Genomic DNA, 26,406 nt, shown 5'->3' with positions numbered 1-26,406 from the left:
ATCATCAACTTCTCGGGGCCCGCCTCAGCGCAGCGACACGACCCGACTCCCGCGGTCGGTCACGCCCTCACCTGCACTCCATTCCCGGAAGAGCCGCGAAACGGCCAGGTCGGTGGTCAGCGCTCAACAACGACGCGCTTGTTCGGGACACAGTGAGTCATGACGTGGCCCTCGACGTCGCGTGGGCCGTTCTTTCCGAGGTTGGCCAGTCGCGCCCGCTCTCCATCGGACAACGTCTGGGTGGGCAGCGGCTCGAGGTGCGCGACGTCGGCGACGTTGATCCCCAGGCCTTCACCGACGCGCAAGCCCAGCTCGTCCTCGGCCATGAGAAGGTGCCAGACCATCCGCTCCTGGATGGCGCGGTCACACTGGCTCAGCGCACCAATCAGGTTGATGACGAGGTCGTCGCGCTCCCACTGCTCGGAGAGAAGGTAGCGCTCCCCGGCTTGGGCATAGTCGTTGGTCCGTGGGATGCGCCGACGAGTCAGCCGACCGACGATCTGCGGACCTTGCTCATCGTGGGCCGGGGACCTGGCCTCGCTCAAGCCGCCGAGGATCGAGGGCTCGTAGTTCACGTGCCGATTCTGACCCTCTCCCAGCTCGACGCTGTAGGCCATCTGACCGTCGCGCTGGTTGGTGGCGACCTCAGTGCCCTTGGCCGAGTTGACCGGCAGCTGCAAGTAGTTGGGGCCCACCCGGTAGCGCTGGGTGTCGCTGTAGCTGAAGGTCCGGCCCACGAGCATTTTGTCGTCGGAGAAATCGAGACCGTCGACGAGCACACCGGTGCCGAACGCGATCTGCTCGTTCTCCGTGAAGATGTTGTCCGGGGCTCGGTCGAGCACCATGCGGCCGACTGGCTGCAGCGGGAACTGCTCCTCCGGCCATACCTTGGTGTCGTCGAGCGGGTCGAAGTCGAGCTCGGAGTGGTCGTGGTCGTCCATCATCTGGACGAGCAGCTCCCACTCCGGGAAGTAACCACGATCGATGGCATCGTACAGATCGCGGGTGTGTGAGCCCAGGTCGTTAGCCTGGACGTTGGCGGCGTCCTGCGCGGTGTAGGACTCAACACCCTGTTTCGGCAGCCAGTGGTATTTGATGAGCTTGGTCTCGCCGGCGGCGTTGACCCACTTGTAGGTGTTCACCCCGAAGCCCTGCTGGGTGCGGTAGCTCGCGGGGATGCCTCGTGGGCTGAACACGAGGGTGACCATGTGCAGCGCTTCGGGAGTCTGGCTGATGAAGTCGAAGACGCGATTGGGGTCCTGACGTTCGAACGTCACCGGGTCCGGCTTCTGGGAGTGGATGAGATCGGGGAACTTGATCGCGTCCCGAATGAAGAAGACACCCAGGTTGTTGCCGACGAGGTCCCAGTTCCCGTCCTCGGTGTAGAACTTCACCGCGAAGCCGCGCGGGTCGCGGGCGACTTCGGAGGAATCGCGCCCGCCGGCCACGGTGGAGAAGCGGACGGCGAGCTCGGTGCGTTTGCCCGGCTCCTGGAACAGCTTCGCCCGGGTGTAGGTGGAGGCGGGCTGGTCACCGACCTTGCCGTAGGCCTCGAAGTAGCCGAAGGCGGTGGTGCCCCGTGCGTGCACCACCCGTTCCGGGATCCGCTCCCGGTCGAAGTGGCTGATCTTCTCGAGGAACTGGTAGTTCTCCAGCGTCGCCGGGCCGCGGGCGCCGATGGTGCGCTGGTTCTGGTTGTCGTGGACGGGGTGGCCCTGACGAGTGGTCAGCACTGCTCGAGCGGTACCGGATTCGGGTTGCCGGGTGGTCCCTGTAGTCATGACGTACCTTTCTCGCGTCAGTAAGGGGGAAGGACGGGTCTTGCGGGATTGCGGGCCAGCTTCACGCTAGTGCGGCACATCGAGAGCATCGGCCCCAGAACGTCACCTCCACCTCGTCGACGACGAAGCCGACCGCAGTGGGTGGGGTTAGGCAGGCTGGGTGCCCCGTGGCGCGCGCGAGGTCGCGGATGTGACCGCATTCGCGGCACACCAGATGGTGATGGTGGTCGCCGACTCTGGTCTCGTATCGCGTCGGGTGCCCAGCGAACTCGACCCGCCGGACCAGCCCGACGCCGTGCAGCGCGGCCAAGCAGGTCGTAGACAGCCTGTGCGGATAGGCTGCCGAGTTCGATGCGCGCCCGCGCCGCAGCAGTCGCCACGGTGAGGTGTCCCTGCCCGGCTCTGGCCCGATCAAGCACCCGCAGAACGGCAAGACGAGGCCTGGTCAGCCGTAGCCCTGCTGCACGCAGTCGGGGGCGGTTCACCTCGACATCGCCGAGCTCACGCCGCTGTTCGCTGCTGGACATGGCTCCTCCGGCCACAAAAGTTTCTATCGTGTTACGACATAATTGCCCGGCGAGCCGATCACGGCATGTTGGAGCGTCCACGCGCGGGCGCGGTCAATCCGGGCTGTCTGCATCCGACGGTAAGCTGGCCGGTTCCGGCGCCTCCCAGCTGGGCAGGGCGAGGACGGTGCTCATTCGCTCCAGCTCGCTACGGTGCAGCGCGCTCAGCTCGGCCAAGATCTGCTCTCCGTCCAAGGTCAGACCGACCCGTACCACGCGGGCGTCGTCGGGGTCGTGGGCCCGCTGCACCAGTTTCTGCCCCTGGGCCCGGTTCACCAGCTCGACGGTGCTGTGGTGGCGAAGCTGGAGGCGTTCAGCCAGCTCGCCCACGGTGGCCCACTCGCGTCCGGGGAAGCCCTTGAGCGCGAGCAGCAACTGGTACTGCTGCGGAGTGATCCCGTGGCGACGTACGGTCTCCTCGCTGAACCGCAGGTAGCGGCGGATTCCGAAGCGGAACCGAGCCAGGGCTTCGAAGTCCTGCTTGGTCAAGGGCATCGGCACTGGCGGGTCTTCCTGCTGCACGGTCACAGTGTGATGAGACCACCTTCCTGTCCAGGGTTGGCCCCTCCTTGCCGTTTCTATCGTACTACGATACAACTCGGCTGGGTGCTTGTGAAGCAGGAGGTGCGTGGTGTTCGACGAACATGATCACCGCACGCTGGACGAGCTCGAGTGGAACCTCTCGATGGGGGACCCAGACTTCGTCGGAAGGTTCGACCGTGGGCAGCAGCGCATGTCGGCACGGTTTCGGCAGCGACGCGGGAACCGGATCGCGTTGCTCACGGCCCTGTCCGTGGGGGTTCTCCTGCTGCTCCTCGGCACTGCGGCCGGAGCCGTGGCGGCGATGCTGACCACCGGGCTGGTGTGGCTGGCCTGGCGCTACCCGAACCTCTTCATCGGGTCATCCCCCTCATGACGGCTTCCTCATCCGGCTGGGCCGGCGCGATCCGCCGGACAGCACGTCCCTGGGCAGCATCGAATCTCCCGACCGGAGGCATCTGATGATCGTTCTATGGATCTTGATCGCAGTGGGGGCACTGTGCGTTCTGGGCGCCGCGACGAGTGTGCGGGTGGTGCAGGAGTTCGAGCGGGGGGTGGTGTTTCGGTTCGGCCGGGTGCGCCCACGAACCTTGGGCCCAGGGATCACCCTCCTCGCCCCGGTCGCGGATCGCCTACACAAGGTCAGCCTGCAGGTGGTGACCCTGCCGATCCCGGCCCAGGACGGGATCACCAGCGACAACGTCACCGTGCGGGTCGACGCCGTCGTCTACTACCGCGTCGTCGACCCCGTGCGCGTGGCGGTGGACGTGCAGGACTACGGCTCGGCGATCCTGCAGGTCGCCCAGGCGTCCCTGCGCTCGATCATCGGCAAGAGCGAGCTCGACGACCTGCTCTCCAACCGGGAGCGGCTCAACCAGGGCCTCGAGCTGATGATCGACAACCCCGCGGTCGGCTGGGGTGTGCACATCGACCGTGTGGAGATCAAGGACGTGGTGCTGCCGGAGTCGATGAAGCGCTCGATGTCGCGGCAGGCCGAGGCCGAGCGCGAGCGCCGGTCCCGGGTGATCACCGCCGAGGGCGAGCTGCAGGCCTCGAAGCAGCTGGCGGAGGCGGCCGAGGTGATGGCCGCCCACCCGGCGGCGCTGCAGCTGCGGCTGCTGCAGACCGTCGTCGAGGTGGCGGCGGAGAAGAACTCCACCCTGGTCCTACCTTTCCCCGTGGAGCTGCTGCGGTTTCTCGAGCGGTCGACCCCGTCCGACGCCTCCGGCGCGGCGGCCACCGACCCGACCGCCGGGCGGAGTTCGGACCTGGCGGCCGGGCTCGAGGCGACGTTGAAGTCCGTCTATCCGGGCCAGGCTCACTCGTTGTTCTCAGCTGAGACCGTGAGTACAGATGATCGGGCTGTGCCATGAAGCGGCGCATCGTGGATGATGTCGTCGTCGGCGTTGACGAGCACCCGTCCTCGCTGGCGGCTCTGGACTGGGCTACCGCCGAAGCAGCGGCCCGGGGTGCCGAGCTGCGGATAGTGCATGCACGGTACTGCCCCGTCCCGCCCGACCCCTACGGCATCGTCGTCCCGGTCGATGAGATCTGCGCGGCTCGCGAGGCCGGCGAGCGGGTGCTGCGGGCGGCGGTTCGTCGCGTCCGCGACATCGCCTCGGATGTCCCGGTGTCCGCGCACCTGGCCACGGGCATCGCTGCCCAGGTCCTGCTCGACTGGAGCCGGGACGCGGCGCTGCTCGTCGTCGGTGTGGCCGGACCCGAGCAGCGCCGACACCGCATCCCCCGCCCGCGTCTGATCAACTGGGCTTCCTGTCCGGTCGCGATCATCCGCGACCGGCAGGCTCCCCAGCGTGCCCGCACCAGCCCACGTGTCGTCCTGGGGGTGGACGGCTCGGGTCGGGCCACCCCCGCGATCCATGCCGCCTTCCAGGCCGCGGCCCAGCGTCAAGTTCCGCTCCTGGTCGTCCACGCCCACAAGCCCCCGGATCCTCCGGCCTATACCGAGGCCTGGTCGATCACCGCTAGCGGGAGCGTCGAACGTGCGTTGCAGGCCGGGCGGGCCGCCTTCCCCGACGTCCCAGTCACCATCGCGATCGACACCGTCAGCCCGGTCGAGGCGTTAAGCACGGGAGCCGCCGGCGCCGCCCTGGTCGTGGTCGGCTCGAACCTCCATCGCGGCATACCGATACTGAACTGCCAGCCGATCTCCCACGCGCTCCTGGAACACATCGCAGCCCCGGTACTCGTGGTACCCCGCAGAGCAGGCCGCCGCCACCCTTCGCAGCGCCCCGATCAGGTAGGCCGCGCGGATGTGGGGCGAGCCGATGTGGAGCGTGCCGACAACGCCACGCGAGAGACACCGCCCACTCATCGGCGCGCCAAGGACCATCACCGGTTCTCCGGAGGGCCGTCGCAGTGACCCGGCTCGACCCACACACTCACCGTCGAGATGCTCACCGTCTAGACAGTCGCCGACGAGGCGGATCGCCGCCAGGCGCAACACCAGGTGCTGCATCGGCAAGATGCATCGGCGGCCATATCGGCGGCCGCCCTCGGTGCGGGTCGCAGTCATGACGGCCACCACCCCAAGACCGGCACCGGCCAGGGGAACCGCCACGCGCCGGCCGGCGAAGGGGTCCCATCTGCTGCGGATGCTGAGGACGACGGACCCGAAAGACGTTGCCCTCCTCTATTTGGTCACCTCCTTCGGTTTTTTCATGGTCGGCGGAGCGATGGCCCTGCTGATCCGCGCCGAATTGGCCTGCCCGGAGCAGCAGTTCCTCTCGAGTGAGCAGTACAACCAGCTGTTCACCATGCACGGCACGATCATGCTGCTGCTCTATGCCACCCCGATCTTCTTCGGGTTCGCGAACTACATCGTGCCGTTACAGATCGGCGCACCGGACGTCGCGTTTCCTCGGCTCAACGCGTTTTCCTACTGGTTGTTCCTGTTCGGTGGCCTCATCGTGATGGCCGGCTTCCTGACTCCCGGCGGCGCAGCGGACTCGGGATGGTTTGCCTACACCCCGCTCTCCGGGGCACTCCACTCCCCCGGAGCGGGACAAGACTTGTGGATCTGCGGGCTGATCGTCGCCGGACTGGGCACGATCCTGGGCGCGGTGAACTTCGTGACCACGATCGTCTGCATGCGCTGTCCCGGGATGGTCATGTTCCGCATGCCGATCTTTACGTGGAACGTGTTCGTCACGTCTCTGCTGGTCCTGATGGCGTTCCCGGTGCTCACCGCCGCCCTGTTCGGGCTGCTGGCGGACCGGCAGCTCGGCGCGCACGTCTTCGACCCGGCGCACGGCGGGGGGATTCTCTGGCAACACCTGTTCTGGTTCTTCGGCCATCCCGAGGTCTACATCGTCGCTCTGCCGTTCTTCGGCATCGTCACCGAGGTCTTCCCGGTCTTCAGTCGCAAACCGTTGTTCGGCTACAAAGGCATGGTCTTCGCGACCCTCGCGATCGCGATGCTGTCGATGTCGGTTTGGGCCCACCACATGTTCGCGACCGGTGCGGTGCTGCTGGCCTTTTTCTCCCTCACGAGCTTCTTGATCGCCGTCCCCACCGGGATCAAGTTCGTGAACTGGATCGGCACCATGTGGAGGGGCAAACTGACCTTCGAGACGCCGATGCTGTTCTCGCTCGGGTTCGCTGCGACGTTCCTCTTCGGTGGGATGACCGGGGTCCTGTTGGCCTCGCCCCCGATGAACTGGCACGTCACCGACACCTACTTCGTCGTCGCGCACTTCCACTACGTACTGTTTGGGACGATCGTGTTCGCGACCTACGCGGGCATCTACTTCTGGTTCCCGAAGATGACCGGCCGGATGCTCGACGAGACCCTCGGCAAGCTGCACTTCTGGCTGACCTTCATCGGCTTCCACACGACTTTCCTGGTTCAGCACTGGCTGGGCAACGAGGGCATGCCGCGCCGCTACGTGGACTACCTGCCCACTGACGGGTTCACCACCCTCAACATGATCAGCTCCATCGGCGCGTTCGTCCTGGGTGCCTCGACCCTGCCGTTCATCTGGAACGTGTTCCACAGCTACCGCCACGGCCGGGTGGTCACCGTCGACGACCCGTGGGGGCACGGGAACTCGCTGGAGTGGGCCACGACCTGCCCGCCCCCGCGGCACAACTTCACCGAGCTGCCCCGGATCCGCTCCGAGCGCCCCGCGTTCGAGCTGCACTATCCCCATGTCGTCGATCGAATGCGTGCGGAGTCGCACGCGCCGGGACGTTTCCGGAAGAGCCGGCCGGCTCCGTCCGAACTCGCGGCGCGCGCCGTTCAGCACGACACCGGAGATGACACCCGTGAGCGATGACGCCGCCACGCCCGCCGAACTGGCCTGGGAGAACGAAGGCGGGCGGCTACGCCGCCCGGCATCCACGGCCTCGCCGACAGCTGGACAGGTCCAGGTGGGACGCATCAACGATCCGCCGACCGAGCACGACGGAGTACGGGTGCTGGTCGACCGGATCTGGCCTCGCGGCATGAGCACGGCCCGCGCGCAGCTCGACGAATGGTGCCGTGACGTCGCCCCGTCGAGCGGCCTGCGCCGCTGGTACGGCCACGACCCGACGAGGTTCGCCGAGTTCCGCCGCCGCTACCGCGCCGAGCTCACCACGGGGGAGCAGATCTGCGCCCTGCGCCACCTGGCCGGAATCGTCGCTCACCGTCCGGTGACGCTGCTGACCGGGAGCAAGGACCTCTCGATAAGCCAGGCGGTTGTGCTGGCCGAGCTGCTCACCGAGGGCGGCGAGATACCCATGATCGGGTACGGCTGGCGCTATTTCCCAGGCGCAGCGAGATGAGCCAAGCACGCGTCGGGCTCTTCGAAGGGCACAAGACTCATGACCGAGACCGGAGCCTTCAACTCCGCGAGGGCGCCCTGCATCAGGCCCAGATGCACCCGGCAGACCAGGTCCCGGTGCGGGTCGGCGAGCTCGAGGAACGGACAATGTCGCAGCCGCACGGCGTCGGGCCCGTCGGCGCGGTCGATTCCGTCGATTCCGTCGGGCCGGGTGTAAACCGGTTCGGGGGCGAAGTCGAGGTCGTCGAGCATCGCGAGGAGCTGAGTCAGGGCCGCCTCCGAGCTCACCTTTCGTGCCGGAGCCGGTCGGGGAGCCAGATACGTTCCCCAGGCTCGTCCCGCTGCTGTCGCCTCTTCGGCCGGATCCTCGCCGGCGAGCGCGAGGTGGCTCAGCAGGATCTCCGCGAGTAGCCGGTAGCGGCGGGCGGTGCCGCGGGACTGTCCAGGACGGGCGCGGTAGGTATGGCGCGGGCGGCCGCGACCGGCGGGAACCCCGGTCGCGCACTCGAGCACGCCCTCGGTGACCAGCGTATCGAGGTGAGATCGCGCTGTGTTCGGGTGGACGCCGGCTGCGCGGGCGACCTCGGCCACGTCGACCGGCCCGATGGCCCGGTGCACGATCTCCAGGATCTGCTCGCGGCGCTCACTCATCGGCCACATCCTCCGCCGGGTGCTTCGGCAGCCCGCTCACCAAGGTGGTGTCGGTCGCGAGGGGCCCCAGCTTCGCCTCACCCCCGGGGCTGCCCAGCGGGTCGGCACGCCCGGGGAGGGCCACGGTGAAGAAGGCAGCGTTGTCCTCGAGATGGGCGGCCCAGGGACGGGGCAGGTCGTCCTCGTAGAAGATCGCCTCGACCGGACACACCGGTTCGCAGGCCCCGCAGTCGACGCACTCGTCGGGCTGAATGTAGAGGGACCGTCCGCCCTCGTAGATGCAGTCGACCGGGCACTCCTCCACGCACGCCCGGTCCTTGACGTCGACGCAGGGCAGCGCGATCACGTAGGTCACAGGTCTCCTCCTCGCAAGGCACGCCTTATTACACACGAAAAGTCCTTGTAAAAATAGTCCGGACTTGGTGGACTGCACCCGTCGATGTGCCACCGCGCCGGCGCCCACACCGACCCGCACCAACCCTTCGGGGAACCGACAGCCAGACCGGCAGGCAGGAGCACGACGTGTCCTCTACAACCGAGATCCACATTCTGGACACCGAAGACGACCCGGCGAGGCGAGCGCATGCACTGCTGCTCGACCGCGACGCGGAGATGCTCGCCGACCTGGCGGCGAAGGTCGAGCTCGCCACCGGATTCGGCTTGTCCTTGGTGCGCCGCGAGGAGGCCCAGGACTCACTGGTCGAGTTCTGCTCGTCCCGACTGCGCCGACACCTGGAGGCAACGGAGCGTGTCCTCTACGCAGTCGCCGCGGGCGCCGAGGAGACCCGCCTGCTCGTGCGGTCCCTGCGCCTGCAGCACGAGATGATTCAGCGTCGCGTCGCCCGCCTTGCGCAAGCGAACACAGCCGACGAGGTGAACGAAGCCGCGCATGCCATCCTGACGCTGCTGCGGGCCTGCGCCGAGATCGAACAGCTTCTCCTGCTGCCAGCACTGACCGAGCTGCCCGGGGTGGAACTCTCGGATCTCGCCGAGGACGTGTTCACTCTCCTGGCCCGCGGGCACCTCGAGGTTCCCGACGTGCTCGACGTGCGGGAGATCCCCCACGGCCGCCGCCACCCCCGCATCTTCGGCATCTACGCTCGCCTCGCACCCGGAGAGTCGTTCGTTCTGGTCAACAACCACGACCCCAAGCCGCTGCACCGGCAGTTCCAGGCCACCTACCCGGACGAATTCGGCTGGACCTACCTGGAAACCGGTCCCGCGCAGTGGCGCGTCCAGATCACCAAAGCGCTCCAGGAGGCCTGAGGGGATGGTGAGGATTCCCGGCGTCGTCCATGACATACAACATGTGCTCGCCGACCACACCGCTCTGCCACCCGGCGTGAGCTGGCGGCTCGCCGAGCCGGGCCGGCAGCTGGACGCCAACGTCGTCAACCTCGCCGCGGGTCACACCATCGAGACACACGCGGAGCCAGACCTCGACGTCCTGGTCGTGATCCTCTCCGGGACGGGCTGCGTCGAGACCAACGGCACCACCCTGACACTGACGGCCGGCGAACTGCTGTGGCTACCCCGCGGATCGACCCGCAAGGTCACCGCCGGCGCTCGCGGCCTGGCCTACCTCACCGTGCACCAACGCCGATCCGGGCTGCAGATCGGGTTCGGTCCACCCTCGTCCGGCTGATCCTTCTCCCTGAGAAGTAGGCAGGCGCCCTGGCTCAACCATTTGTATCGTGTTACGATATTTTAGTTGCGGCGATTCGTCTCGACAGGCTGGCACCCACTTTCGGAGGCGTGTCATGGCTCTGGACCCCCTGGTCAGAAGCTCGCGCGACGACCTTCTGGCAGATGACCGTGGCGGGACGCCTCGTCGGGGCCTGATGACTGTGATGGAGGCGCTGGTCACGGGCTTGCTGCTGTGGGGGCCGTGTCCGCTCTTGGACACCGAGCTCGGCCAGCGTCGCCGCACCGCCTCGCCCCGCCTGGCAACGCCCTGGCCGCCACTGACGCTGCGGCCGATCGAGCAGGCCCCGGTTGGGCACTTCGAGCCCTCCTGCCAGAGGGCGATACCGCCGGGTCGGCGCCGCAACGTCCCCGATGCGCGGGCCGGTGCCGAGCTGCGCAGGGGTGTACGGGCCGGCGAGACCCAGGCCAGACGAATCGCCGGATGTGTCGCAGGCCGAGCCAGGCCCGCGTCGGCCACTCGAGGGAGCAGAGGGACAGCATGACGAAGATTGACGCGCTCAGCACGAGCTCGCGCCGCTATGAGCCCGGCCCGGAGCTCGCCCAGGCCTCGAATGCCTCCGCCGAGCTCTACGAATTGGGCCTCGAGGAGTTCTGGGACCGCGAGGCCGGTCGGCGACTCGACTGGTTCACCCCGTACACCACGGTACTGCGCTGGGAGCGGCCCTACGCGCAGTGGTTCCTAGGTGGGCGCCTCAACGCCACTTACAACTGCGTGGATCGCTGGGTAGAACGCGGCCAGGGCGACCGCGTCGCCTTTCACCTGGTGCCCGACGACGGCCCCAGCTCGGCGGCCTGCACGGACCTGACCTACACCCAACTTCAGCGCAGAGTCGTGCAATTCGCCAACGGGCTGAGAGCTCTGGGCGTCGGCAAAGGCACCCCCGTCGGGATCTACCTGCAGATGATCGCCGAGCTGCCCATCGCCATGCTCGCCTGCGCCCGCCTCGGCGCACCGCATACCGTGATCTTCGGCGGATACAGCGGAAAGGCCATTGCCGAGCGGGTAGCCGATATGGGCTGCACCGTGCTGATCACGCAGGACGAGGCGGTCCGGGCCGGACGGGTGTGGCCGCAGAAGGCCAACGCCGACGCCGGGCTCGCCGAGACGAGCACGCAGGTCGAGCACCTCGTCGTGGTCCGGCGCACCGGCGGAGACGTCGCGATGCACCCTCCGCGCGACCTGTACTGGGACGATCTGATCGCAGGACGGTCCGACGACCCGGCCAGCTGCCCGTGCGAGCCGATGGACTCCGAGGACCTGCTGTTCCTGCTCTACACCAGCGGCACCACCGGCAAGCCCAAAGGCGTCGTCCACACCACGGCCGGCTACCTGCTCGGCGCCGCCACAACCCATCACTACGTCTTCGACCTGAAAGACGACTCGGTGTACTGGTGCGCAGCCGACATCGGCTGGATCACCGGGCACACCTACATCGTCTACGGGCCCCTCGCCAACGGCGCCACCAGCGTGCTCTACGAGGGCACCCCGGCACATCCGGACCGTGACGTCTGGTGGTCGATCATCGAACGCTACGGCGTCGACATCCTCTACACCTCCCCCACCGCCATCCGCACCCACATGAGATGGGGGACGTCCCATGCAGTGACGCACGACCTGTCCTCCCTGCGCGTCCTGGGCAGCGTCGGCGAGCCGATCAACCCCGAGGCCTGGGAGTGGTACCGCACCCACATCGGAGGCGGCGTCTGCCCAGTGGTGGACACCTGGTGGCAGACCGAGACCGGCCACATCCTCATCTCCCCACTGCCCGGGGTGAGCACCCTGAAGCCCGGTTCGGCAAGCAAGCCGTTCCCCGGCGTCGACGCCGCGGTCTACGACGACAACGGCGCGCTCCTCGGGCCCGGCGAAGGCGGCAATCTCGTGCTGCGCCAGCCGTGGCCGGGGATGATGCGCGGCCTGTTCGGCGACGACGAGCGCTACCGGCAGAGCTACTGGTCGAAGTACCCCGACGCCTACTTCGCTGGCGACGGCGCCCGCATCGACGAGGACGGGGACTTCTGGCTACTGGGGCGCATCGACGACGTGACCAACGTGTCGGGGCACCGGATCTCCACGATCGAGGTGGAGAGCGCGCTGGTCGACCACCCCGCGGTCGCGGAGGCCGCAGTCACCGGCCGGCGCGACCCCGACACCGGGCAGGCGATCGTCGCCTTCGTCGCAGTGAAAGACAACGCCACCGGCTCCGATGAACTAGCCGCCGCCCTGCGCGACCACGTGGCCACCCAGATCGGCAAGCTCGCCAGGCCCGCGCAGATCATCTTCAGCTCCGATCTGCCCAAGACCCGCTCCGGGAAGATCATGCGAAGGCTGCTCAAGAACCTCGCCGAGGGCGAACCGCTGGGAGACACCTCCACACTGGTCGACCCGGCGGTGGTGCAGGACATGCAAGGCCAGATCGGCTCCCGCCACCAGGGCATCCCCGCGTCAAGGGAGCTCACCGGCATCGAGGAGGCCCAGCAATGAGCGGCTCGGGACGCAGTGAGGACCTCTACCCGACGGCGACCCCTGAGATCGGGGCCCGCCGCCGCCAACTCACCCCCGCGATCGATCAGGCCTTCCACAACTTCAGCCGCGCGGTCTTCGCCGACGGTGCGCTCCCGCAGAAGACCAAACAGCTCATCGCCGTCGCCGTCGCTCACGTGACCCAGTGCCCGTACTGCATCACCGGGCACACCCGCCTCGCGCACCGCAAGGGCGCCAGTTCCGAAGAGATCATGGAGGCCATCTGGGTCGCGGCCGAGATGCGCGCCGGCGGGGCTTTCGCCCACTCCACTCTCGCCCTGCACACCCTGGGAGAGACCGCGCCCGTTCCCGCCTCCGACAAGCCGGACGAGCCGTAGCCGGAAGCGGGCACCCCATAGGGCAAGGCACGACGACCTGGAACCGCCACATCCTGGCCCGGGTCCTCGGGCACAGCGAGCCAGCACAGCTGATCAGCAGGTCCCTCGTGCATGTCAACGGGGGTGGTCGCGCGCGAGCGCGGGGAACGGGCGGTTTCTCAGCGTCGCGACCGCCCAGCCGGCGCAGCGGATCTGCGTTGATGAGCTCTTCGCTTCTCGGAATGTCCACCCCACGCGCTGTCCCGCAATGCCGTCGCAGCGCGTGCGCGAGCGACCGGGCGCGGCTGAGCCAGGTCAGGGGCGGGCCGACGAGCGTGCGCTCACGGAGCGGGTCAATTCCTGACGAGCTGGGCGAGGGGGACGTTGAGGTCGGCCAGTTCGGTGGCGTCGACCCGCTCACCGGAGCGGATCAGTTCACGGATCGGCTCGGTGACGTCCCAGACGTTGACGTTCATCGCAGCCACCAGGCGCTCGTCCTGCAGCCAGAACGCGATGAACGCCCGGGCGTCCAGATCGCCTCGGATGGCTACCTGGTCGTAGCCGCCGGGATCGGTGTAGCCGGTGTATTCCATGCCCAGGTCGTATTGGTCGGTGAAGAAGTACGGCAGCCGGTCGTAGGAGGCGGTCTCCCCGAGCATGGTCGCGGCGGCGACGACCGGCTGGTGCAGCGCGTTGGCCCAGTGCTCGACGCGCAGCTGCCGACACAGCAGCGGATGGTAGGCGTTGGCGACGTCGCCGGCGGCGAGGATGTCGGGGTCCGAGGTGACCAGGTGCCGGTTCACGAGGATGCCGTTGTCGACATTCAGGCCGCACGAGCGGGCCAGATCGACATTCGGGGTGACTCCCACAGCGACGATCACGAGGTCGGCGTCGAGGACGGTGCCGTCGGTGAGTCGCACCGCACCGACGCGTGCCGGGTCGACGCCGGGCTGCAGAGCCGCGACGGTCACCCCGCAGCGCAGTGTGACGCCGTGCTCGATGTGCAGCTGGGCGAAGACCTTGCCCATCTCCGGACCGAGAACCCGCAGCAAGGGCAGCTCGGCATGCTCGAGCACCGTGACCTCGGCGTCGGCCGTGCGGGCTGCTGCGGCGGTCTCCAGGCCGATCCAGCCGCCACCGATGACCACCACTCTGGCGCCGGGGCGGAGTTCGGCCTTGAGCCGGTCCGAGTCGTCGAGGGTCCGGAGACAACGCACGCCGCCGAGATCGGAGCCCGGCACCGGTAGCCGCCGTGGGGTCGCGCCGGTCGCCAGAAGCAGCTTGTCGTAGCGCAGTCGCTCACCGCCGCGGGTCGTGAGCTCGTGGTCGTGGCGGTCGATCGCGGTCACCACGGTGTCGAGTCGGAGGTCGACCTTGTGTTCGGTGTACCAGGTCGGGGAGTGCACGAAGATCGTGTCGAGCTCGGCGTTGCCCTGCAGGTAGCTCTTGGACAGCGGTGGCCGCTCGTAGGGCCGGTGCGGTTCGGCGCTGAGCAGGACGATGCGTCCGTCGAAGCCGTGGGCGCGCAGCGCTTCTGCGGTCTTGGCGCCGGCCAGGCCTGCGCCGACGATGGCGAACGTGCCGGACTCGCTCATGGGGGGTCATCCTCTCCGCCGCCGCGGTTGGCGGCGGCGAGCTTGTGCTCGAGGGTGTCAGCCAGTGCGGCCCAGGACCCCTCGAAGGTGGTCAGGCCGTCCTGCTCGAGCTTGTGCATCGCCTCGTCGTAGTCGATGCCGAGGTCCGCCAGTGCGGTCATCACCACGGCGGCGTCGTCGTAACCGGGGCGGACCGTGTCGCCGCGCAGGACGCCGTGGGCGGCCACGGCGTGCAGCGTCGCTTCGGGCATCGTGTTCACCACCCCGCTGGTGACCAGTTCGAGGACGTAGCGGGTGTCGGCGTAGGCAGGGTCCTTCACGCCGGTGGACGCCCACAGCGGCCGCTGCGGCCGGGCCCCGGCCTGGGCGAGCACGCGCCAGCGGTCGGAGGTGAAGACCTCCTCGTAGGTCCGGTACGCGAGCCGGGCGTTGGCGATCGCGGCCGCGCCGCGCACCGCCTTGGCCTCCGTGGAGCCGATGGCGTCCAGGCGCCGGTCGATCTCGGTGTCGACGCGGCTAACGAAGAACGAGGCGACCGAGGCGAGCCGGGCCAGGTCGCGACCGGCGGCGCGGGCCCGCTCGATACCGTCGAGGAAGGCGCCCATCACCTCGGTGTAGCGCGCCCGGGAGAAGATCAAGGTCACGTTGATGCTGATGCCCTTGGCTAGGCAGGTGGTGATGGCCGGCAGCCCGGCCGGTGTCGCGGGGATCTTGATGAACAGGTTCTCCCGGTCCACCAGCGACCAAAACCGACGAGCCTCGGCCACCGTCCCCTCGGTGTCGTGGGCCAGGCGCGGGTCGACCTCGATCGACACCCGTCCGTCCACGCCCCCACTGGTGTCGTACGTCGGGCGCAGCAGGTCGCACGCTCCCGACACATCCTGTGCCGTGATCAGGCGCAGCGCCTCCTCGACGGCGACGCCCCGGCCGGCGAGTTCGCGGATCTGCCGGTCGTAGTGGTCGCTGCCATTGATCGCCTTCGCGAAGATGGTGGGGTTGGTGGTGACACCAACCACGTGGCAGTCGCGGATCAGTCGGGCGAGGCTGCCCTCGGCCAGCCGGGCCCGGCTCAGGTCGTCGAGCCAGATCGCCACCCCGGCCCGGGTCAGCTCACCGAGTGGGTCAGCCATGACGGCCACCGGCGGGGGCCGCCGGGGCGGCGGTGGTGAGGGCCAGGAACTCCGCGCGCGAGCGTGGATCCTCGCGCAGCGTCCCGAGCAGCGTCGAGGTGATCGTGCTGGTCCCGGCGGCGCAGACGCCGCGCACCCGCATGCACAGGTGCTCGGCCTCGATGACCACTCCGACCCCGCGTGGCTGGAGGTGGGTCTGCAGCCAGTCCGCGATCTGTTTGGTCAGTCGTTCCTGGACCTGGGGGCGGCGGGCGAACAGCTCGACCACGCGCGCGAGTTTGGACAGCCCGAGGATCCGCTGCCCCGGCAGGTAGCCGACGTGGGCGACCCCCAGGAAGGGCAGCATGTGGTGCTCGCAGATCGAGTGCATCGGGATGGTGCGCGCGAGCACCAGTTCGTCGTAGTGCTCGTCGTTGGTGAAGGTGGTGAGGTCGAAGGGGCGCGGGGTGAGCATCTCAGCGTATGCGCGCGCCATCCGCCGCGGCGTGTCGGCCATCGTGCCGGTGTGCGTGGCCACCCCGAGCGCGGCCAGGAATTCTGCGGCGGTCCGCTCCGCGGCCGTGAGGTCCATCCCGGGCGACGGGGGCACCACCCGTAGCGGGGTGGCCGGTGGGAACGGGACCGAGACCGGAGCCGGAGCCGGGGAGCTCATGATGCCCGTGCCCGGCGGCCGCGGAGGCTGACCGCGGGGGCGAGTCGGGCGAGCGCGAGGGCGGCCACGAGCAGCCCGAAGTCGCGCAGGGCGATGTCGTAGAAACCCCCGATGAGCAGCAGGTTGATGATGATGCCGGCCAGCCAGGCGGCCACGACGTATCCGCCGATGCGGGGCAGCACCGCGACCAGCAGCCCGGCGAGGATCTCCACGGCCCCGACGGCGAGCATCGCCTGGTGCGCGGTCCCGGGGATCAGGGCGTCGATCTGAGGGGCCAGGTACTGCTCCCAGTCGGTGAGCAGCCCGAAGAACTTGTCCAGCCCGAACAGCACCGGCGCCACCGTGAACACCGTGCGCAGCAGCAGAAACGCCTGGTGTGCGGCCGGTCCGGAGCTGGCTGCGGAGGGGGCGGGGACGTCGGCGGGGACGTCGCGGTGGGTGGTCATGGCTTCCCCGTTTCTAAAGGAGACTTCTCTGAACGCTAGACCGTGGATATTGTTAGGTCAATGCTCGTGTCTTTTAGAAGGTGGTGGGCCCGTTGGACGACGACTTCGTCGCGCAGGTCAGCGGGGTCGGCGCGCTCGCCGAGCCGCTCCGGCGCGCGCTGTACCTCTACGTCGTCGCGCAACCGCAGCCGGTGAGCCGAGACCAGGCCGCTGCAGGTACCGAGCTGCCGCGGCACACCGCCAAGTTCCACCTGGACAAGCTGGTGGAGGAGGGGTTGCTCGACACCGAGTTCCGCCGCCTGACCGGCCGGCGTGGCCCGGGCGCAGGCCGCCCGACGAAGCTGTACCGGCGCTCGGACCGCCAGGTTGCGGTCACCCTGCCCCCGCGCCAGTACGACCTGGCCGGGCAGATCCTGGCCGGCGCCGTCGAGGAGGCCGCCCGTGACGGTGTTCCTGTTCTCGAGGCGGTGCAGCGCGCGGCCGCGCACGCCGGGCAGCGGCTCGGTGCCGAACAGCGCCGGCGCGGCGCAGGCACCCAGGCCGCCCCGCTCGAGGACCTCGCGGCCGTGTTCAGCCTGCACGGATACGAACCTCGCGTCGAGGACGGCGTGCTCACGCTCGAGAACTGCCCGTTCCATGCGCTGGCCCGCGAGCACACCGCGCTGGTGTGCGGGATGAATTTGCACCTCATCACGGCGATGCTCGGCGAGCTCGGACACCCCGGCGTGCAGGCCAAGCTCGACCCGGAGCCCGGCCGGTGCTGCGTGACACTGACCGTTCGACCGGAGTAGCTCGTCGCTTCCCGTCATGCTGGTGCTGCGGAGTCGGTCGGCCCGACGTCAAGGCCGTAGACCGCGACGGCCCGGCTGAGGACCGTGCGATCCCGCTCTCCCTGGCTGACCAGGTGCTCGAGTGCGCGCAACACAATCCACGGCGCGTCCACGCGGTGATGGCGGCGCAGGACCGTGCGGGTGTCGGAGCGGCCGAACCCGTCGGTCCCCAGCGACGCCCACGGGCCGGGCACGAAGGGGGCGATCTGGTCGGGTACCGCCCGCATCCAGTCCGACACGGCCACCACCGGCCCCGGCCGGTCCTGCAACCGCCAGGTGACGTACGGGATTCGCTGGGGCCGATCGGGATGCAGGGAGTTCCACCGGTCTGCCGCGAGGGCCTCGCGGCGAAGCTCGGTCCAGGACGTCACCGACCACACGTCGGCACGCACCCTCCAGTGGTCGTGCAGCAGCCGCTGCGCCTGCAGGGCCCAGGGCACGGCGATACCGGAGGCGAGGATCTGCACGCGAGGTCCCTCGCCGTCGGGCGCGGCGGAGTAGCGGTGCATTCCGGCGAGGATGCCGCGCACGTCGACGTCGTCGGGCTCCGGCGGTTGGACGATCGGCTCGTTGTACAGGGTGAGGTAGTAGAAGACGTTCTGGTCCTCCCCCAGGCGGGGCTCGCCGTACATTCGCCGCAGCCCCTCGCGCACGATGTGGCCGAGCTCGAAGGAGTACGCGGCGTCGTAGGCCACACAGGCCGGATTGGTCGAGGCCAGCAGCAGCGATTGTCCGTCCTGGTGTTGGAGGCCTTCCCCGTTCAGGGTCGTGCGACCGGCGGTCGCGCCGAGCAGGAAACCGCGTGCCATCTGATCGGCAGCGGCCCACAGGCCGTCGCCGGTACGCTGGAAGCCGAACATCGAGTAGAAGATGTAGACGGGGATCATCGGTTCGCCGTGTGTGGCGTACGAGGTGCCGGCGGCGGTCCAGGACGCGACCGAACCGGCCTCGGTGATGCCCTCGTGCAGCAGGACACCGGAGGCGTCCTCCTGGTAGCTCAGGAGTTGGTCGCGGTCCACCGACAGGTAACGCTGGCCGTGCGGGTTGTAGATCTTTCTCGACGGGAACAGCGCGTCCAGTCCGAAGGTCCGGGCCTCATCGGGGATGACGGGGACGAACCGTGGGCCGATCTCTGTGTCCTTCATCAGGTCTTTGAGTAACCGGACGAAGGCCATGGTCGTGGCGACCTGCTGGGTGCCCGACCCGTTGCGGGCCACTGCGTAGACCGGGTCCCCGGGCAGGACCAGCGGTGTGCTGGCCACGGTGCGGGCGGGCAGGTACCCACCCAGGGCCCGTCGGCGTTCGTGCAGGTAGACCAGCTCCTCCGACCAGCGGTGCGCCGGGTAGTACGGGGGCAGCGTGTCGTCGAGGGCTTTGTCCGGGATGTCGAGTTCGAGCCGGTCGCGGAAGGCCCGCAGATCCTCGTGGGTCAGCTTCTTCATCTGGTGGGTGGAATTGCGGCCCTCGAAGTGTGAGCCGAGCGTCCAGCCCTTGATGGTCTTGGCCAGGATCACCGTCGGTCGGCCGGTGTGCTCGGTCGCTGCCTTGTACGCAGCGTAGAGCTTGCGGTAGTCGTGTCCGCCACGCTTGAGGTTCCAGATTTGAGTGTCCGACAAGTGCTCGACCATGGCCGCCGTCCGGGGGCCGCGGTTGAAGAAGTGTTCTCGGACGAACGCGCCGTCGTTGGCCTTGTAGGTCTGGTAGTCGCCGTCGACGGTGGTGTTCATCAACTCGACCAGCGCGCCGTCGTCGTCGGCGGCGAGGAGCGGGTCCCATTCCCGCCCCCAGATCACCTTGAGGACGTTCCAGCCCGCGCCGCGGAAGAATTCCTCGAGCTCCTGGATGATCTTGCCGTTTCCCCGGACCGGGCCGTCGAGCCGCTGCAGGTTGCAGTTGACGACGAAGGTGAGGTTGTCCAGCTCTTCGCGGGCGGCCAGGCCGATGGCAGCCAGGGATTCCGGCTCGTCCATCTCGCCGTCGCCGAGGAAGGCCCACACCCGTTGCCGGGTGGTGTCGGTGATGCCCCGGGCGTGCAGGTAGCGGTTGAACCGCGCCTGGTAGATCGCGTTGAGGGCGCCCAGGCCCATCGAGACGGTCGGGAACTCCCAGAAGTCGGGCATCAGGCGGGGGTGAGGGTAGGAGGGCAGTCCGCCTCCCCTCGTGGTGTGGGAAACCTCCTGACGGAACCCGTCGAGCTGGCCCTGCGAGAGCCGGCCCTCCAAGAACGCTCTGGCATAGATGCCTGGTGAGGCGTGGCCTTGGATGTAGATCTGGTCGCCACCGCCTTCCGCGCAGCGGCCGCGGAAGAAGTGGTTGAACCCCACTTCGTAGAGGGACGCAGATGAGGCATAGGTCGAGATGTGGCCGCCGACGCCGAGTCCGGGCCGCTGCGCTCGGTGCACCATGATCGCGGCGTTCCAGCGTATGTAGGCCCGGATCCGCCGCTCGATCCGCTCGTCCCCGGGGAACTGCGGCTCGGACTCCGGTGGGATCGTGTTGACATAGTCGCTGCCGCGCAGACCTGGTACGCCCAGCTGACGTTCTTGCGCGCGCTCCAAGACGTCGAGCACGAGGTGACGAGCTCGGTTGCGTCCGGCGTGCTCGATCACGCCGTCAACTGACTGCCGCCATTCCTCGGTCTCGGTGGGGTCGGGGTCGTGCGGATCGCGATCGCGCTGCTCGTCGATTGCGACTTGGCCGTCAGGCGCAGTGGTCATGGCCGTGTCCTCCCGTTCAGGTTGTGGCGAGCTATACCGGGCAGGCCGGCGCGCCCTGAGTGCTGGAGCAGGTGCCCGACCGGGGCCGATGTCGAACCGGCAGCGGCCGCGCCCCGGCCGGCATCTCGCGGGCGTCCCAGACAGCCTTCATGCTCTCTTCGGGGCAGGCCCCCGTTGCGATGGGCGAGCTTGGTGTGCCCGATGCTCTCCGGCACGGCACCCTCGCTGAGCTCCGGAGCCATTTCCCTGCGGCGCCCGGGGCTCTCGGGTACCGCCGCCGGATGCATTCCCTCGGTCATCACTTCCTCCATCCGGCATACGGGGGATATCTGCTGTGGTGCCGGAGGACCCACGGGGCGGCGCCGTCAGCGTCCGGAACCGGATCTTCGGCCGGTTCGTTGGTGCCCGGTTTGATGACAATGACCGGGCAGGCGGCGTGCGCGGCCACGTAGTGGCTGACCGAGCCGAGCAGGGCTCCGAAGATCGTTCCGTGTCCGCGGGAGCCGACTACCAGTAGGTCGGCACCCTCCGCCGTCTGCATGAGCACCTCGGCGGGGTGCCCCCTGATGAGCGCGGTCGTGACCGTCTCGTTGCCGGCTGCGACGCCGATATCGACGAGGGCCGATACGAGGATCCTTTCAGCCGCGACCAGCGGATGAACCTCGCCGACGGTGGCCGTGTCGGCGAAGGTCGACTTAACCGGGAAGTCCCACGCCGTCACCGCATGTACCACAATGCGGCGCCCGGAGGCTTCCCGGACCGCCCAGCGCAGGGCGGCTAGCGATCCGGAGGAGCCATCGACGCCGACCACGATTCTGCCCCTCTGCAATCGTGGGTCCGCGCCGGACGAGGCGGCCATCAGTTGGTCGTCGATCCGGCGACGAGCAGGTCCGCGAGCACGGCGGCCTCGCTGTTCTCGACCTCTCGGGTAGCGGTGAGCAAGGCCATCGGCCGCTGCTGCGCCAACTCGCGCAGGTGCTGCAGCGCAGCGGCCCGCTCGGGATCGGCGAGCTCGCTCCGGTAGCGGCGTCGGAACTCGGCGAATCGGGTCGGCTCGTCCTCGGCGGGCACGGGCTGAGTGATGATCTGAGTGCAGACCTTTTGTATCGGCGACCGGCAGGATCAGCACCAGTCCGGGGCCGCGGGTCTAGGACGAACCCAACCGAAGCGGAACGCAACGCCCGCTCCCATTGAGTGATGACCCGCACGCTCCGCCCGAGCGACACGAGGGCCAGCGTCAGAACTGCGATCAGTACGTAGATGATGATCGTCAGGTCGTGCCTCCGGCGGTCGTCCCAAACCGGGTGACCCGATGTCGCGATGGGATCTACGGGTCGGGCCGCCATCTCCATGGGGCGTTTCTCAAGGCTCGTCGCGCGGGTCCGTCAATTGTGCTGTCGGGGCGGGATCCGAGCGCCGCCAGGCCTCCCAGATCAGTCCAATCACCGCAGCGAACGCCAGCGCCCCGGCGAGGGACACGGTTGCCAGCATGATTGTGAAGAACAGCGCGCCGGCCACGGTCGCGACTGCGATCGCGAAGGACATCCCGAAGTGGCGATTGCTGTGCAAACGCCGTGCGCGAGCGTCGAACAGCTGCGGGAATTCTGGGTCGTCGGCCATGAACCGACGTTCAAGTTCCTCCAACGTCTTCCGCTCGTGATCACTGAGCACGACGCCTCCTCATAAGGGACCACTCGGTCCGGCGCCGGGAGCGTCAATGGACGACATCCCGTTCCCGACGGCGGCTGGGCTGGACGCGAAAGAATGGCCGCTCCAGCCGGGTCGCGTCCGGCTAACGCCAATACTGCTCCGCCCGCACACCTCGCGGCACCAGGGCGCTCGGCCAACTTCCCCCTGATCAGGTTGCCGACGACTGGCAGCCTCGCGACGGGCACCGGCGATCGGGACGCGGCTCCTCCACCGGGGCTGCCCGACGCAGGGCACCGGTCACCGTGTGGATCCACCCGTTCTACGCCAGCAGGTCCCCACGTTACCCGCGGCCGATGCCCGGTATGGGCCGACACCCACTGTTGGTTTTGCCGGGCCTTGGCAACCTGCACTACGACCACTACGGCCCACGCGCGACCGCATCTTGCCAATATATCGTGATACGATATCACTGCGGGCGGGTGAAGCGAATCGCAGCCGGTCACCGGCCCGTCAGCCCTAGCGGGCGGCCCCGGGACTACGACCCGATGCTGATTGAGAACGGAGAGCGAGGGAAGTCGAGTGGAGATCGTTGTCACCGGCCGGAACGTAGAGGTGCCGGAGCATTTTCGTATCCACGTCGGGGAGAAGATCGGCCGTCTGGAGCGCTACGACCACAGGCTCGTCGGCGTGGAGGTCGAGCTCGTCCACGAGCCGAACCGCCGGCAGAGCAAGAGCAGTCAGCTGGTGAAGATCACGGTCAGAGGATGCCGTCGGATGGTGCGCGCCGAGGCCTGCGCACAGGACTTCTACGGGGCGCTGAACTGCGCCGTCGCCAAGCTGGCGAAACAGCTCCGGCGCTCCCACGACCGCCGCCGGATCACCGCCCGCCGGACGCGGATCACCGCCGGGCGGGACGTACCCGCTGGCGCTGCGTTGTTGGAGCAGTTGCTGGAGGTCGGCAGCAGCGACCTCGTACCGGACGACCGCGAGGACGACCCGACTCCGGCTTCCCGCGACCACGACGACTACCTCGTGCGATCCGACCGCGTCGATGCTCCGGCCAGCACGACGCCCGTGCGTGGCGACCCTCCTCACACGCTGGCAATCGCATTCCGCGGTGCCGCCGTGCTCGCCCGCGGCCGCGGGCAGGGCCCGGTAACGAGACCCGGCTCAGTCAACCAATCCGACCTACACCACGGCCGCAGCCCGTCCGCGATCTTTGACCATGACAGCGCGCGGACGACACCACCCCCAGGGCGCGCCGCAGATCCGGTCTCTGAAGGCGATCAAGCAACCGGCCAGGGCGAGGGCACCGGGCACCGCAGCACCTCACGGACCCGGCGGTGATCGGCGTAGACAACAACAGCGGCGCTCAGTCCCATGACCGACAGTGTCTGTCCCATGGGCGCTTGATCCAGCGAAGCGGTCGTCGTGTCCGACCAAGGTGAGCCGCGCCCAGATACACGAGCCGAACCACCCATGGTGGACGACACGTGGCTGACCGAGGCAGCGCAGGCCGCCGGCCGCGAGGTGCGTGGCGTCCCGGTGGAGCTCCTCGGCGACTACTTGACGATGTTGGCCGAGGCCGCCATCACCGGACGCAAGCCGCACTCGTCTGAGATCGATGCGGTGGGGTTGCTGGGACGGAGGGCCGCCGAACTCGGGGTCTCGGCGGGCAGCGCCGTGCAGCTCTATCTCGCGGCCGCTCGACGGGTATGGGGCGAGCTGCCGATGGTGATCCGCTCCCGGGACAGCGGGGCGGTCCGGGCCGCCGCCGAGGCGGTACTGCACGTGGTCGACGCCGCGGTCGCAAGCCTCGTCGAGGGCTACACCGAAGCCCGCCGACAAACGGTGCGCTGGGAGGAGACGCTGCGTCACGAGTTCATCGAGGACCTGCTGCGCGGGGACGCCGACGTGGGGCGGCTGGTGGAACGGGCTGAACCATTCGGTCTGGACATGGCCCGCCCGCATCAGGTTGCCCTGGCCGCGCCCACCGGGCGGCTCGAGGACGCCGAGTCGGCGGTCAGTTCCCTGGAACATGCAGTTGTGCGCCGCGTCGGCGACCGGGATGTGTTGGTGGCCGCAAAGGACGGCTTGATCGTCGTTGTGGCCCCCGCCGACGCTGACATACCGTCTCCGCCCGGCGCCCGATCGGGGCCGGTGAAGCTGGGCGATTTCATGTTCGCCGAACTCGGCCAGTCGCGCCGCGGCCGGCCGTGGCGGGTCAGTGTGGGCCGGCCCTACCCGGGCTCCTACGGAATCCCCCGCTCGTACGAGGAAGCTCGTGAGGGCCTGACCATGGCGGTGCGGCTGCACCTGGACACCCCCGTGATCTGTGCCGAGCAGCTGCTCATTTACCGCGTGCTCCTACGTGATCAACCCGCCATCACCGACCTGGTCCTGTCCGTGCTGGGCGGGCTGGTCCAGGCGCGCGGTGGAGCCAAACCGTTCCTGGACACCCTCAATGCCTACTTCGCCACCGGCAGCGTCGTCACCGAAACCGCGCGGCGCCTGCACCTGTCCGTCCGCGCGGTCACCTACCGCCTTGACCGAATCAGAACGCTCACCGGCTACGACCCCACAGATCCCGTGCAACGCTTCACCATCCAGACCGCGGCGCTCGGGGCGAAGCTACTTGGCTGGCCAGACCACGACCGGGACGCGCCGCGCTGATCGACACGAGCTGCCCTCAACCCCTCGGGACGACGCACAATGCTGTTCTGGTTCCACCGCGCACGACGGGCGGCCATGAACGCGTCTGAGAAGGCACCGAGACGCTGAGCGGCCGCATCCGGCCCGGCTCGCAGAACGATGCCGCAGCACCTGCCGATCCGCGGGTGCCCCTCGAACAGGTCGTTCCCAGCGAGCGCGCTGATCAAGCGAGCAACCCGCGCGTAACGCTCCACATGCGCTCGATGATCTCTCCGGCAGGTGCCGCCGCGGCCAACGCCGCGCTCTGCCCGGCCCAGTGGTTGACCCGATCCACCCCGACCGCCGCGCCACGCCGCCACTGACCGACCAGCCGCCGCTGCTCCGGGTAGTGCGCGGGCAAGGGCGCCTCGGGCGCCGCCCACGCCGTCACGAACCGGGTCTGTACCGCTCGTCCAAGCCGGCCGGAGTAGGCGCGGGTGGTGACCGTCTGCTCCGGCGCCAACCCGTCCAGGCAGGCCGACCAGCCCTCGTCGATGCCCGCCTCCGGCGAACGCAGCAAGGCGGTGCCCACCTGGACCGCGCTTGCGCCCAGAGCCAGTGCGGCAGCCACGCCACGTCCATCGCCGATCCCGCCCGCGGCAATCACCGGAATCCGCAGCCGATCGACCAGATGCGGCAGCAAGGCGAAAAGCCCAACGTCGATCTGCTCGGCCGCCTGCGGGTCGAAGCTGCCGCGATGCCCGCCGGCCTCCATGCCCTGGGCGACGACCGCGTCGGCACCCGCGTCCTGGGCGGCCAGCGCGTCGGCCAGGGTGGTCGCGCAGGCGAACCACGCGATGCCCCGCTGGTGCATCCGCTCGACGTAGGCCGGGGCGAGAAGGCCCATGATCGACGAGATCACCGTCGGTCGAGCGTCGAGCATGGCCTCGCACTGCTCGGCGAAGACCGGCGCTGGCGGGCCCGGCTCACCCGCCTCGCCGAACCGAGTCAGGAACTGGTCCGCCGCCCGCCGCCGGGACGGGTCGTGAACCGGCGCGTCCGGGATCCAGATGTTGAGCTGGAACGGGCCCGCGCTGCCCGCCCGGAACCGCTCCACCCAGGAGAGGATGCGCGCGGGCGGGTCAAGGACCACCCCGTTCGCGCCCATCCCGCCGGCCTCGGCCACCGCGACGGCCAGCTCGGCCGGGCAGGCGCCGGCCATCGGCGCCTCCAGGATCGGCACCTGCAAGCCAAACCGTGCACAGAACTGCTGAACCCGTTGTTGCACCCTGCTGCCTCTACGCGACTCCGGTAATGGATGTGGCACTGTCCGAGATCACCGACCTCGCGGTGGACGGTCCCGCGGACCGTGGGGGCCGTCTCGGGCTGCGGCCCGGCGACGCACCCGAAGATCGTCCAGCGCCTCAGCAAGGAGGGCCTCGCAGTCGGCCTCGGTGCGTCGCTGCATGAGGTATTCCAGCGGCGTCTTGAACGGCCGGTAGGCCGGCGGCGGGGGCGGAGCGGCAACGTCGCGGCCGGCGGGAAGTCCGCAATGCGGACAGACCCACAACTCCGGTACCTCCGCGCCCGCCGACCAGCTCAGCCGAGTGTGATGGTGGTGGGCGCACCAGTAGGACACGGGACGGGGTAGCTGCGGTACGGCGCTTCTCGGCTGCGCTGCCGCATCGGCAGCAACGGCGCCTGGCTCGACCGGACTGTTCACGGGGACACCGGATCCGCATGGGGCCCTGTTGACGTGCCTGCCAGGCCGAGGCGCTGCTTGAGGTTGGCGAGCTCGTCGCGCATCGAGGTCGGCAGCTTGTGGCCGACCTTGGCGAACCACTCCTCGATGAGCGGGATCTCCTGCTTCCACTCCTCGGGGTCG

At 68.8% G+C, this 26,406-nt stretch carries 27 protein-coding genes; 12 read left to right on the top strand and 15 right to left on the bottom strand.

Annotated elements, in window-relative coordinates; all coding sequences use genetic code 11:
• Positions 1 to 116 precede the first annotated feature (116 nt).
• The 3 genes from AB0B41_RS34470 to AB0B41_RS34460 form a co-directional block, all read right to left on the bottom strand.
• Positions 117 to 1,733 (bottom strand): catalase, encoded by a 1,617-nt coding sequence (locus AB0B41_RS34470; RefSeq protein ID WP_358210875.1) that lies wholly within the window; start codon positions 1,731 to 1,733, stop codon positions 117 to 119.
• Between the two features lie 109 nt (positions 1,734 to 1,842).
• Positions 1,843 to 2,091, bottom strand: coding sequence for a transcriptional repressor (locus tag AB0B41_RS34465; protein ID WP_358210873.1), 249 nt, complete (start codon positions 2,089 to 2,091; stop codon positions 1,843 to 1,845).
• Between the two features lie 310 nt (positions 2,092 to 2,401).
• Complete coding sequence (locus AB0B41_RS34460) at positions 2,402 to 2,875, bottom strand: MarR family transcriptional regulator (protein WP_358210871.1); 474 nt, start codon at positions 2,873 to 2,875, stop codon at positions 2,402 to 2,404.
• A 103-nt stretch (positions 2,876 to 2,978) separates the two neighbouring features.
• Between AB0B41_RS34460 and AB0B41_RS34455 the strand changes: the two genes are divergently transcribed.
• The 5 genes from AB0B41_RS34455 (at position 2,979) to AB0B41_RS34435 (ending at position 7,675) form a co-directional block, all read left to right on the top strand.
• The gene (locus tag AB0B41_RS34455) at positions 2,979 to 3,263 is read left to right on the top strand and encodes a DUF3040 domain-containing protein (RefSeq protein ID WP_358210869.1); all 285 of its coding nucleotides are present in this window, start codon (positions 2,979 to 2,981) and stop codon (positions 3,261 to 3,263) included.
• 85 nt (positions 3,264 to 3,348) lie between these two features.
• A complete protein-coding gene (locus AB0B41_RS34450; RefSeq protein WP_358210867.1) occupies positions 3,349 to 4,260 on the top strand; it encodes a slipin family protein in 912 nt (303 codons plus the stop codon).
• Complete coding sequence (locus AB0B41_RS34445) at positions 4,257 to 5,270, top strand: universal stress protein (RefSeq protein WP_358210865.1); 1,014 nt, start codon at positions 4,257 to 4,259, stop codon at positions 5,268 to 5,270. Before AB0B41_RS34450 ends, AB0B41_RS34445 begins: the two co-directional genes overlap by 4 nt.
• 151 nt (positions 5,271 to 5,421) lie before the next feature.
• Entirely contained in the window at positions 5,422 to 7,185 is a 1,764-nt protein-coding gene (ctaD, locus tag AB0B41_RS34440) for a cytochrome c oxidase subunit I (RefSeq protein WP_358210863.1), read from the top strand.
• Complete coding sequence (locus tag AB0B41_RS34435; protein ID WP_358210861.1) at positions 7,175 to 7,675, top strand: DUF488 family protein; 501 nt, start codon at positions 7,175 to 7,177, stop codon at positions 7,673 to 7,675. Before ctaD ends, AB0B41_RS34435 begins: the two co-directional genes overlap by 11 nt.
• Here AB0B41_RS34435 and AB0B41_RS34430 read toward each other — a convergent pair.
• Positions 7,651 to 8,325 carry a helix-turn-helix domain-containing protein gene (locus tag AB0B41_RS34430; RefSeq protein WP_358210859.1) on the bottom strand — a complete coding sequence of 225 codons (675 nt, stop codon included), beginning with the start codon at positions 8,323 to 8,325 and terminating at the stop codon, positions 7,651 to 7,653. The two genes, AB0B41_RS34435 and AB0B41_RS34430, sit on opposite strands and share 25 nt — an antisense overlap.
• On the bottom strand, positions 8,318 to 8,680 hold the full coding sequence (gene fdxA, locus AB0B41_RS34425) for a ferredoxin (RefSeq protein ID WP_358210857.1): 363 nt from the start codon (positions 8,678 to 8,680) through the stop codon (positions 8,318 to 8,320). The genes AB0B41_RS34430 and fdxA overlap by 8 nt, the downstream gene beginning before the upstream one ends.
• Before the next feature lie 167 nt (positions 8,681 to 8,847).
• Between fdxA and AB0B41_RS34420 the strand changes: the two genes are divergently transcribed.
• The 4 genes from AB0B41_RS34420 (at position 8,848) to AB0B41_RS34405 (ending at position 12,891) form a co-directional block, all read left to right on the top strand.
• Positions 8,848 to 9,591 (top strand): DUF2249 domain-containing protein, encoded by a 744-nt coding sequence (locus AB0B41_RS34420; protein ID WP_358210855.1) that lies wholly within the window; start codon positions 8,848 to 8,850, stop codon positions 9,589 to 9,591.
• Positions 9,592 to 9,595: 4 nt separating this feature from the next.
• Positions 9,596 to 9,970, top strand: a complete 375-nt coding sequence (locus tag AB0B41_RS34415; RefSeq protein ID WP_358210853.1) for a cupin domain-containing protein — start codon at positions 9,596 to 9,598, stop codon at positions 9,968 to 9,970.
• A gap of 540 nt (positions 9,971 to 10,510) precedes the next feature.
• A complete protein-coding gene (gene acs / locus AB0B41_RS34410) occupies positions 10,511 to 12,514 on the top strand; it encodes an acetate--CoA ligase (protein WP_358210851.1) in 2,004 nt (667 codons plus the stop codon).
• On the top strand, positions 12,511 to 12,891 hold the full coding sequence (locus AB0B41_RS34405) for a carboxymuconolactone decarboxylase family protein (RefSeq protein ID WP_358210849.1): 381 nt from the start codon (positions 12,511 to 12,513) through the stop codon (positions 12,889 to 12,891). The genes acs and AB0B41_RS34405 overlap by 4 nt, the downstream gene beginning before the upstream one ends.
• Positions 12,892 to 13,223: 332 nt before the next feature.
• Here the strand turns inward: AB0B41_RS34405 and AB0B41_RS34400 are convergent, their stop codons facing one another.
• The 4 genes from AB0B41_RS34400 to AB0B41_RS34385 all read right to left on the bottom strand — a co-directional run bounded on the left by AB0B41_RS34400 (position 13,224) and on the right by AB0B41_RS34385 (position 16,693).
• Positions 13,224 to 14,465, bottom strand: coding sequence for an FAD-dependent oxidoreductase (locus AB0B41_RS34400; protein ID WP_358210847.1), 1,242 nt, complete (start codon positions 14,463 to 14,465; stop codon positions 13,224 to 13,226).
• Complete coding sequence (gene tal / locus AB0B41_RS34395) at positions 14,462 to 15,595, bottom strand: transaldolase (protein ID WP_358210845.1); 1,134 nt, start codon at positions 15,593 to 15,595, stop codon at positions 14,462 to 14,464. The genes AB0B41_RS34400 and tal overlap by 4 nt, the downstream gene beginning before the upstream one ends.
• A complete protein-coding gene (folE, locus tag AB0B41_RS34390) occupies positions 15,588 to 16,166 on the bottom strand; it encodes a GTP cyclohydrolase I FolE (protein ID WP_358210879.1) in 579 nt (192 codons plus the stop codon). The genes tal and folE overlap by 8 nt, the downstream gene beginning before the upstream one ends.
• A 77-nt stretch (positions 16,167 to 16,243) precedes the next feature.
• Positions 16,244 to 16,693, bottom strand: coding sequence for a hypothetical protein (locus AB0B41_RS34385; RefSeq protein ID WP_358210843.1), 450 nt, complete (start codon positions 16,691 to 16,693; stop codon positions 16,244 to 16,246).
• 92 nt (positions 16,694 to 16,785) lie between these two features.
• On the opposite strand from AB0B41_RS34385, the gene AB0B41_RS34380 reads away from it, so the two are divergent.
• The gene (locus AB0B41_RS34380; RefSeq protein ID WP_358210841.1) at positions 16,786 to 17,484 is read left to right on the top strand and encodes a helix-turn-helix domain-containing protein; all 699 of its coding nucleotides are present in this window, start codon (positions 16,786 to 16,788) and stop codon (positions 17,482 to 17,484) included.
• Between the two features lie 14 nt (positions 17,485 to 17,498).
• Here AB0B41_RS34380 and aceE read toward each other — a convergent pair whose 3' ends face one another.
• From aceE to AB0B41_RS34360, 4 genes are all read right to left on the bottom strand, one after another.
• On the bottom strand, positions 17,499 to 20,240 hold the full coding sequence (gene aceE, locus AB0B41_RS34375) for a pyruvate dehydrogenase (acetyl-transferring), homodimeric type (RefSeq protein ID WP_358210839.1): 2,742 nt from the start codon (positions 20,238 to 20,240) through the stop codon (positions 17,499 to 17,501).
• 298 nt (positions 20,241 to 20,538) lie between these two features.
• Positions 20,539 to 21,099, bottom strand: a complete 561-nt coding sequence (locus tag AB0B41_RS34370; RefSeq protein WP_358210837.1) for a universal stress protein — start codon at positions 21,097 to 21,099, stop codon at positions 20,539 to 20,541.
• On the bottom strand, positions 21,099 to 21,311 hold the full coding sequence (locus AB0B41_RS34365) for a DUF488 family protein (RefSeq protein WP_358210835.1): 213 nt from the start codon (positions 21,309 to 21,311) through the stop codon (positions 21,099 to 21,101). The genes AB0B41_RS34370 and AB0B41_RS34365 overlap by 1 nt, the downstream gene beginning before the upstream one ends.
• Before the next feature lie 291 nt (positions 21,312 to 21,602).
• The gene (locus AB0B41_RS34360; RefSeq protein WP_358210833.1) at positions 21,603 to 21,911 is read right to left on the bottom strand and encodes a DUF3040 domain-containing protein; all 309 of its coding nucleotides are present in this window, start codon (positions 21,909 to 21,911) and stop codon (positions 21,603 to 21,605) included.
• Positions 21,912 to 22,469: 558 nt separating this feature from the next.
• Between AB0B41_RS34360 and raiA the strand changes: the two genes are divergently transcribed.
• Both raiA and AB0B41_RS34350 read left to right on the top strand, forming a co-directional pair.
• The gene (gene raiA / locus AB0B41_RS34355) at positions 22,470 to 23,237 is read left to right on the top strand and encodes a ribosome-associated translation inhibitor RaiA (protein WP_358210831.1); all 768 of its coding nucleotides are present in this window, start codon (positions 22,470 to 22,472) and stop codon (positions 23,235 to 23,237) included.
• 132 nt (positions 23,238 to 23,369) lie between these two features.
• Positions 23,370 to 24,563 carry a helix-turn-helix domain-containing protein gene (locus tag AB0B41_RS34350; RefSeq protein WP_358210829.1) on the top strand — a complete coding sequence of 398 codons (1,194 nt, stop codon included), beginning with the start codon at positions 23,370 to 23,372 and terminating at the stop codon, positions 24,561 to 24,563.
• Between the two features lie 202 nt (positions 24,564 to 24,765).
• Here AB0B41_RS34350 and AB0B41_RS34345 read toward each other — a convergent pair whose 3' ends face one another.
• Together AB0B41_RS34345 and AB0B41_RS34340 are read right to left on the bottom strand one after the other, a co-directional pair.
• Positions 24,766 to 25,764 (bottom strand): nitronate monooxygenase, encoded by a 999-nt coding sequence (locus tag AB0B41_RS34345; RefSeq protein ID WP_358210827.1) that lies wholly within the window; start codon positions 25,762 to 25,764, stop codon positions 24,766 to 24,768.
• Between the two features lie 93 nt (positions 25,765 to 25,857).
• On the bottom strand, positions 25,858 to 26,160 hold the full coding sequence (locus AB0B41_RS34340; protein ID WP_358210877.1) for an RNA polymerase-binding protein RbpA: 303 nt from the start codon (positions 26,158 to 26,160) through the stop codon (positions 25,858 to 25,860).
• Positions 26,161 to 26,406: the final 246 nt, after the last annotated feature.

The sequence above is a fragment of the Pseudonocardia sp. NPDC049154 genome, assembly GCF_040648315.1.
Taxonomy (GTDB): domain Bacteria; phylum Actinomycetota; class Actinomycetes; order Mycobacteriales; family Pseudonocardiaceae; genus Pseudonocardia.
This window is presented reverse-complemented; position numbering and strand designations above follow the sequence as displayed.

Coding starts and splice junctions, on each gene's coding strand:
- AB0B41_RS34450 (WP_358210867.1), top strand. CDS start 3,349: ATGATCGTTCTATGGATCTTGATCGCAGTGGGGGCACTGTGCGTTCTG.
- AB0B41_RS34445 (WP_358210865.1), top strand. CDS start 4,257: ATGAAGCGGCGCATCGTGGATGATGTCGTCGTCGGCGTTGACGAGCAC.
- ctaD (WP_358210863.1), top strand. CDS start 5,422: ATGACGGCCACCACCCCAAGACCGGCACCGGCCAGGGGAACCGCCACG.
- AB0B41_RS34430 (WP_358210859.1), bottom strand. CDS start 8,325: ATGAGTGAGCGCCGCGAGCAGATCCTGGAGATCGTGCACCGGGCCATC.
- AB0B41_RS34415 (WP_358210853.1), top strand. CDS start 9,596: ATGGTGAGGATTCCCGGCGTCGTCCATGACATACAACATGTGCTCGCC.
- acs (WP_358210851.1), top strand. CDS start 10,511: ATGACGAAGATTGACGCGCTCAGCACGAGCTCGCGCCGCTATGAGCCC.
- AB0B41_RS34405 (WP_358210849.1), top strand. CDS start 12,511: ATGAGCGGCTCGGGACGCAGTGAGGACCTCTACCCGACGGCGACCCCT.
- AB0B41_RS34400 (WP_358210847.1), bottom strand. CDS start 14,465: ATGAGCGAGTCCGGCACGTTCGCCATCGTCGGCGCAGGCCTGGCCGGC.
- tal (WP_358210845.1), bottom strand. CDS start 15,595: ATGGCTGACCCACTCGGTGAGCTGACCCGGGCCGGGGTGGCGATCTGG.
- folE (WP_358210879.1), bottom strand. CDS start 16,166: ATGGACCTCACGGCCGCGGAGCGGACCGCCGCAGAATTCCTGGCCGCG.
- AB0B41_RS34385 (WP_358210843.1), bottom strand. CDS start 16,693: ATGACCACCCACCGCGACGTCCCCGCCGACGTCCCCGCCCCCTCCGCA.
- aceE (WP_358210839.1), bottom strand. CDS start 20,240: ATGACCACTGCGCCTGACGGCCAAGTCGCAATCGACGAGCAGCGCGAT.
- AB0B41_RS34370 (WP_358210837.1), bottom strand. CDS start 21,099: ATGGCCGCCTCGTCCGGCGCGGACCCACGATTGCAGAGGGGCAGAATC.
- AB0B41_RS34350 (WP_358210829.1), top strand. CDS start 23,370: ATGGTGGACGACACGTGGCTGACCGAGGCAGCGCAGGCCGCCGGCCGC.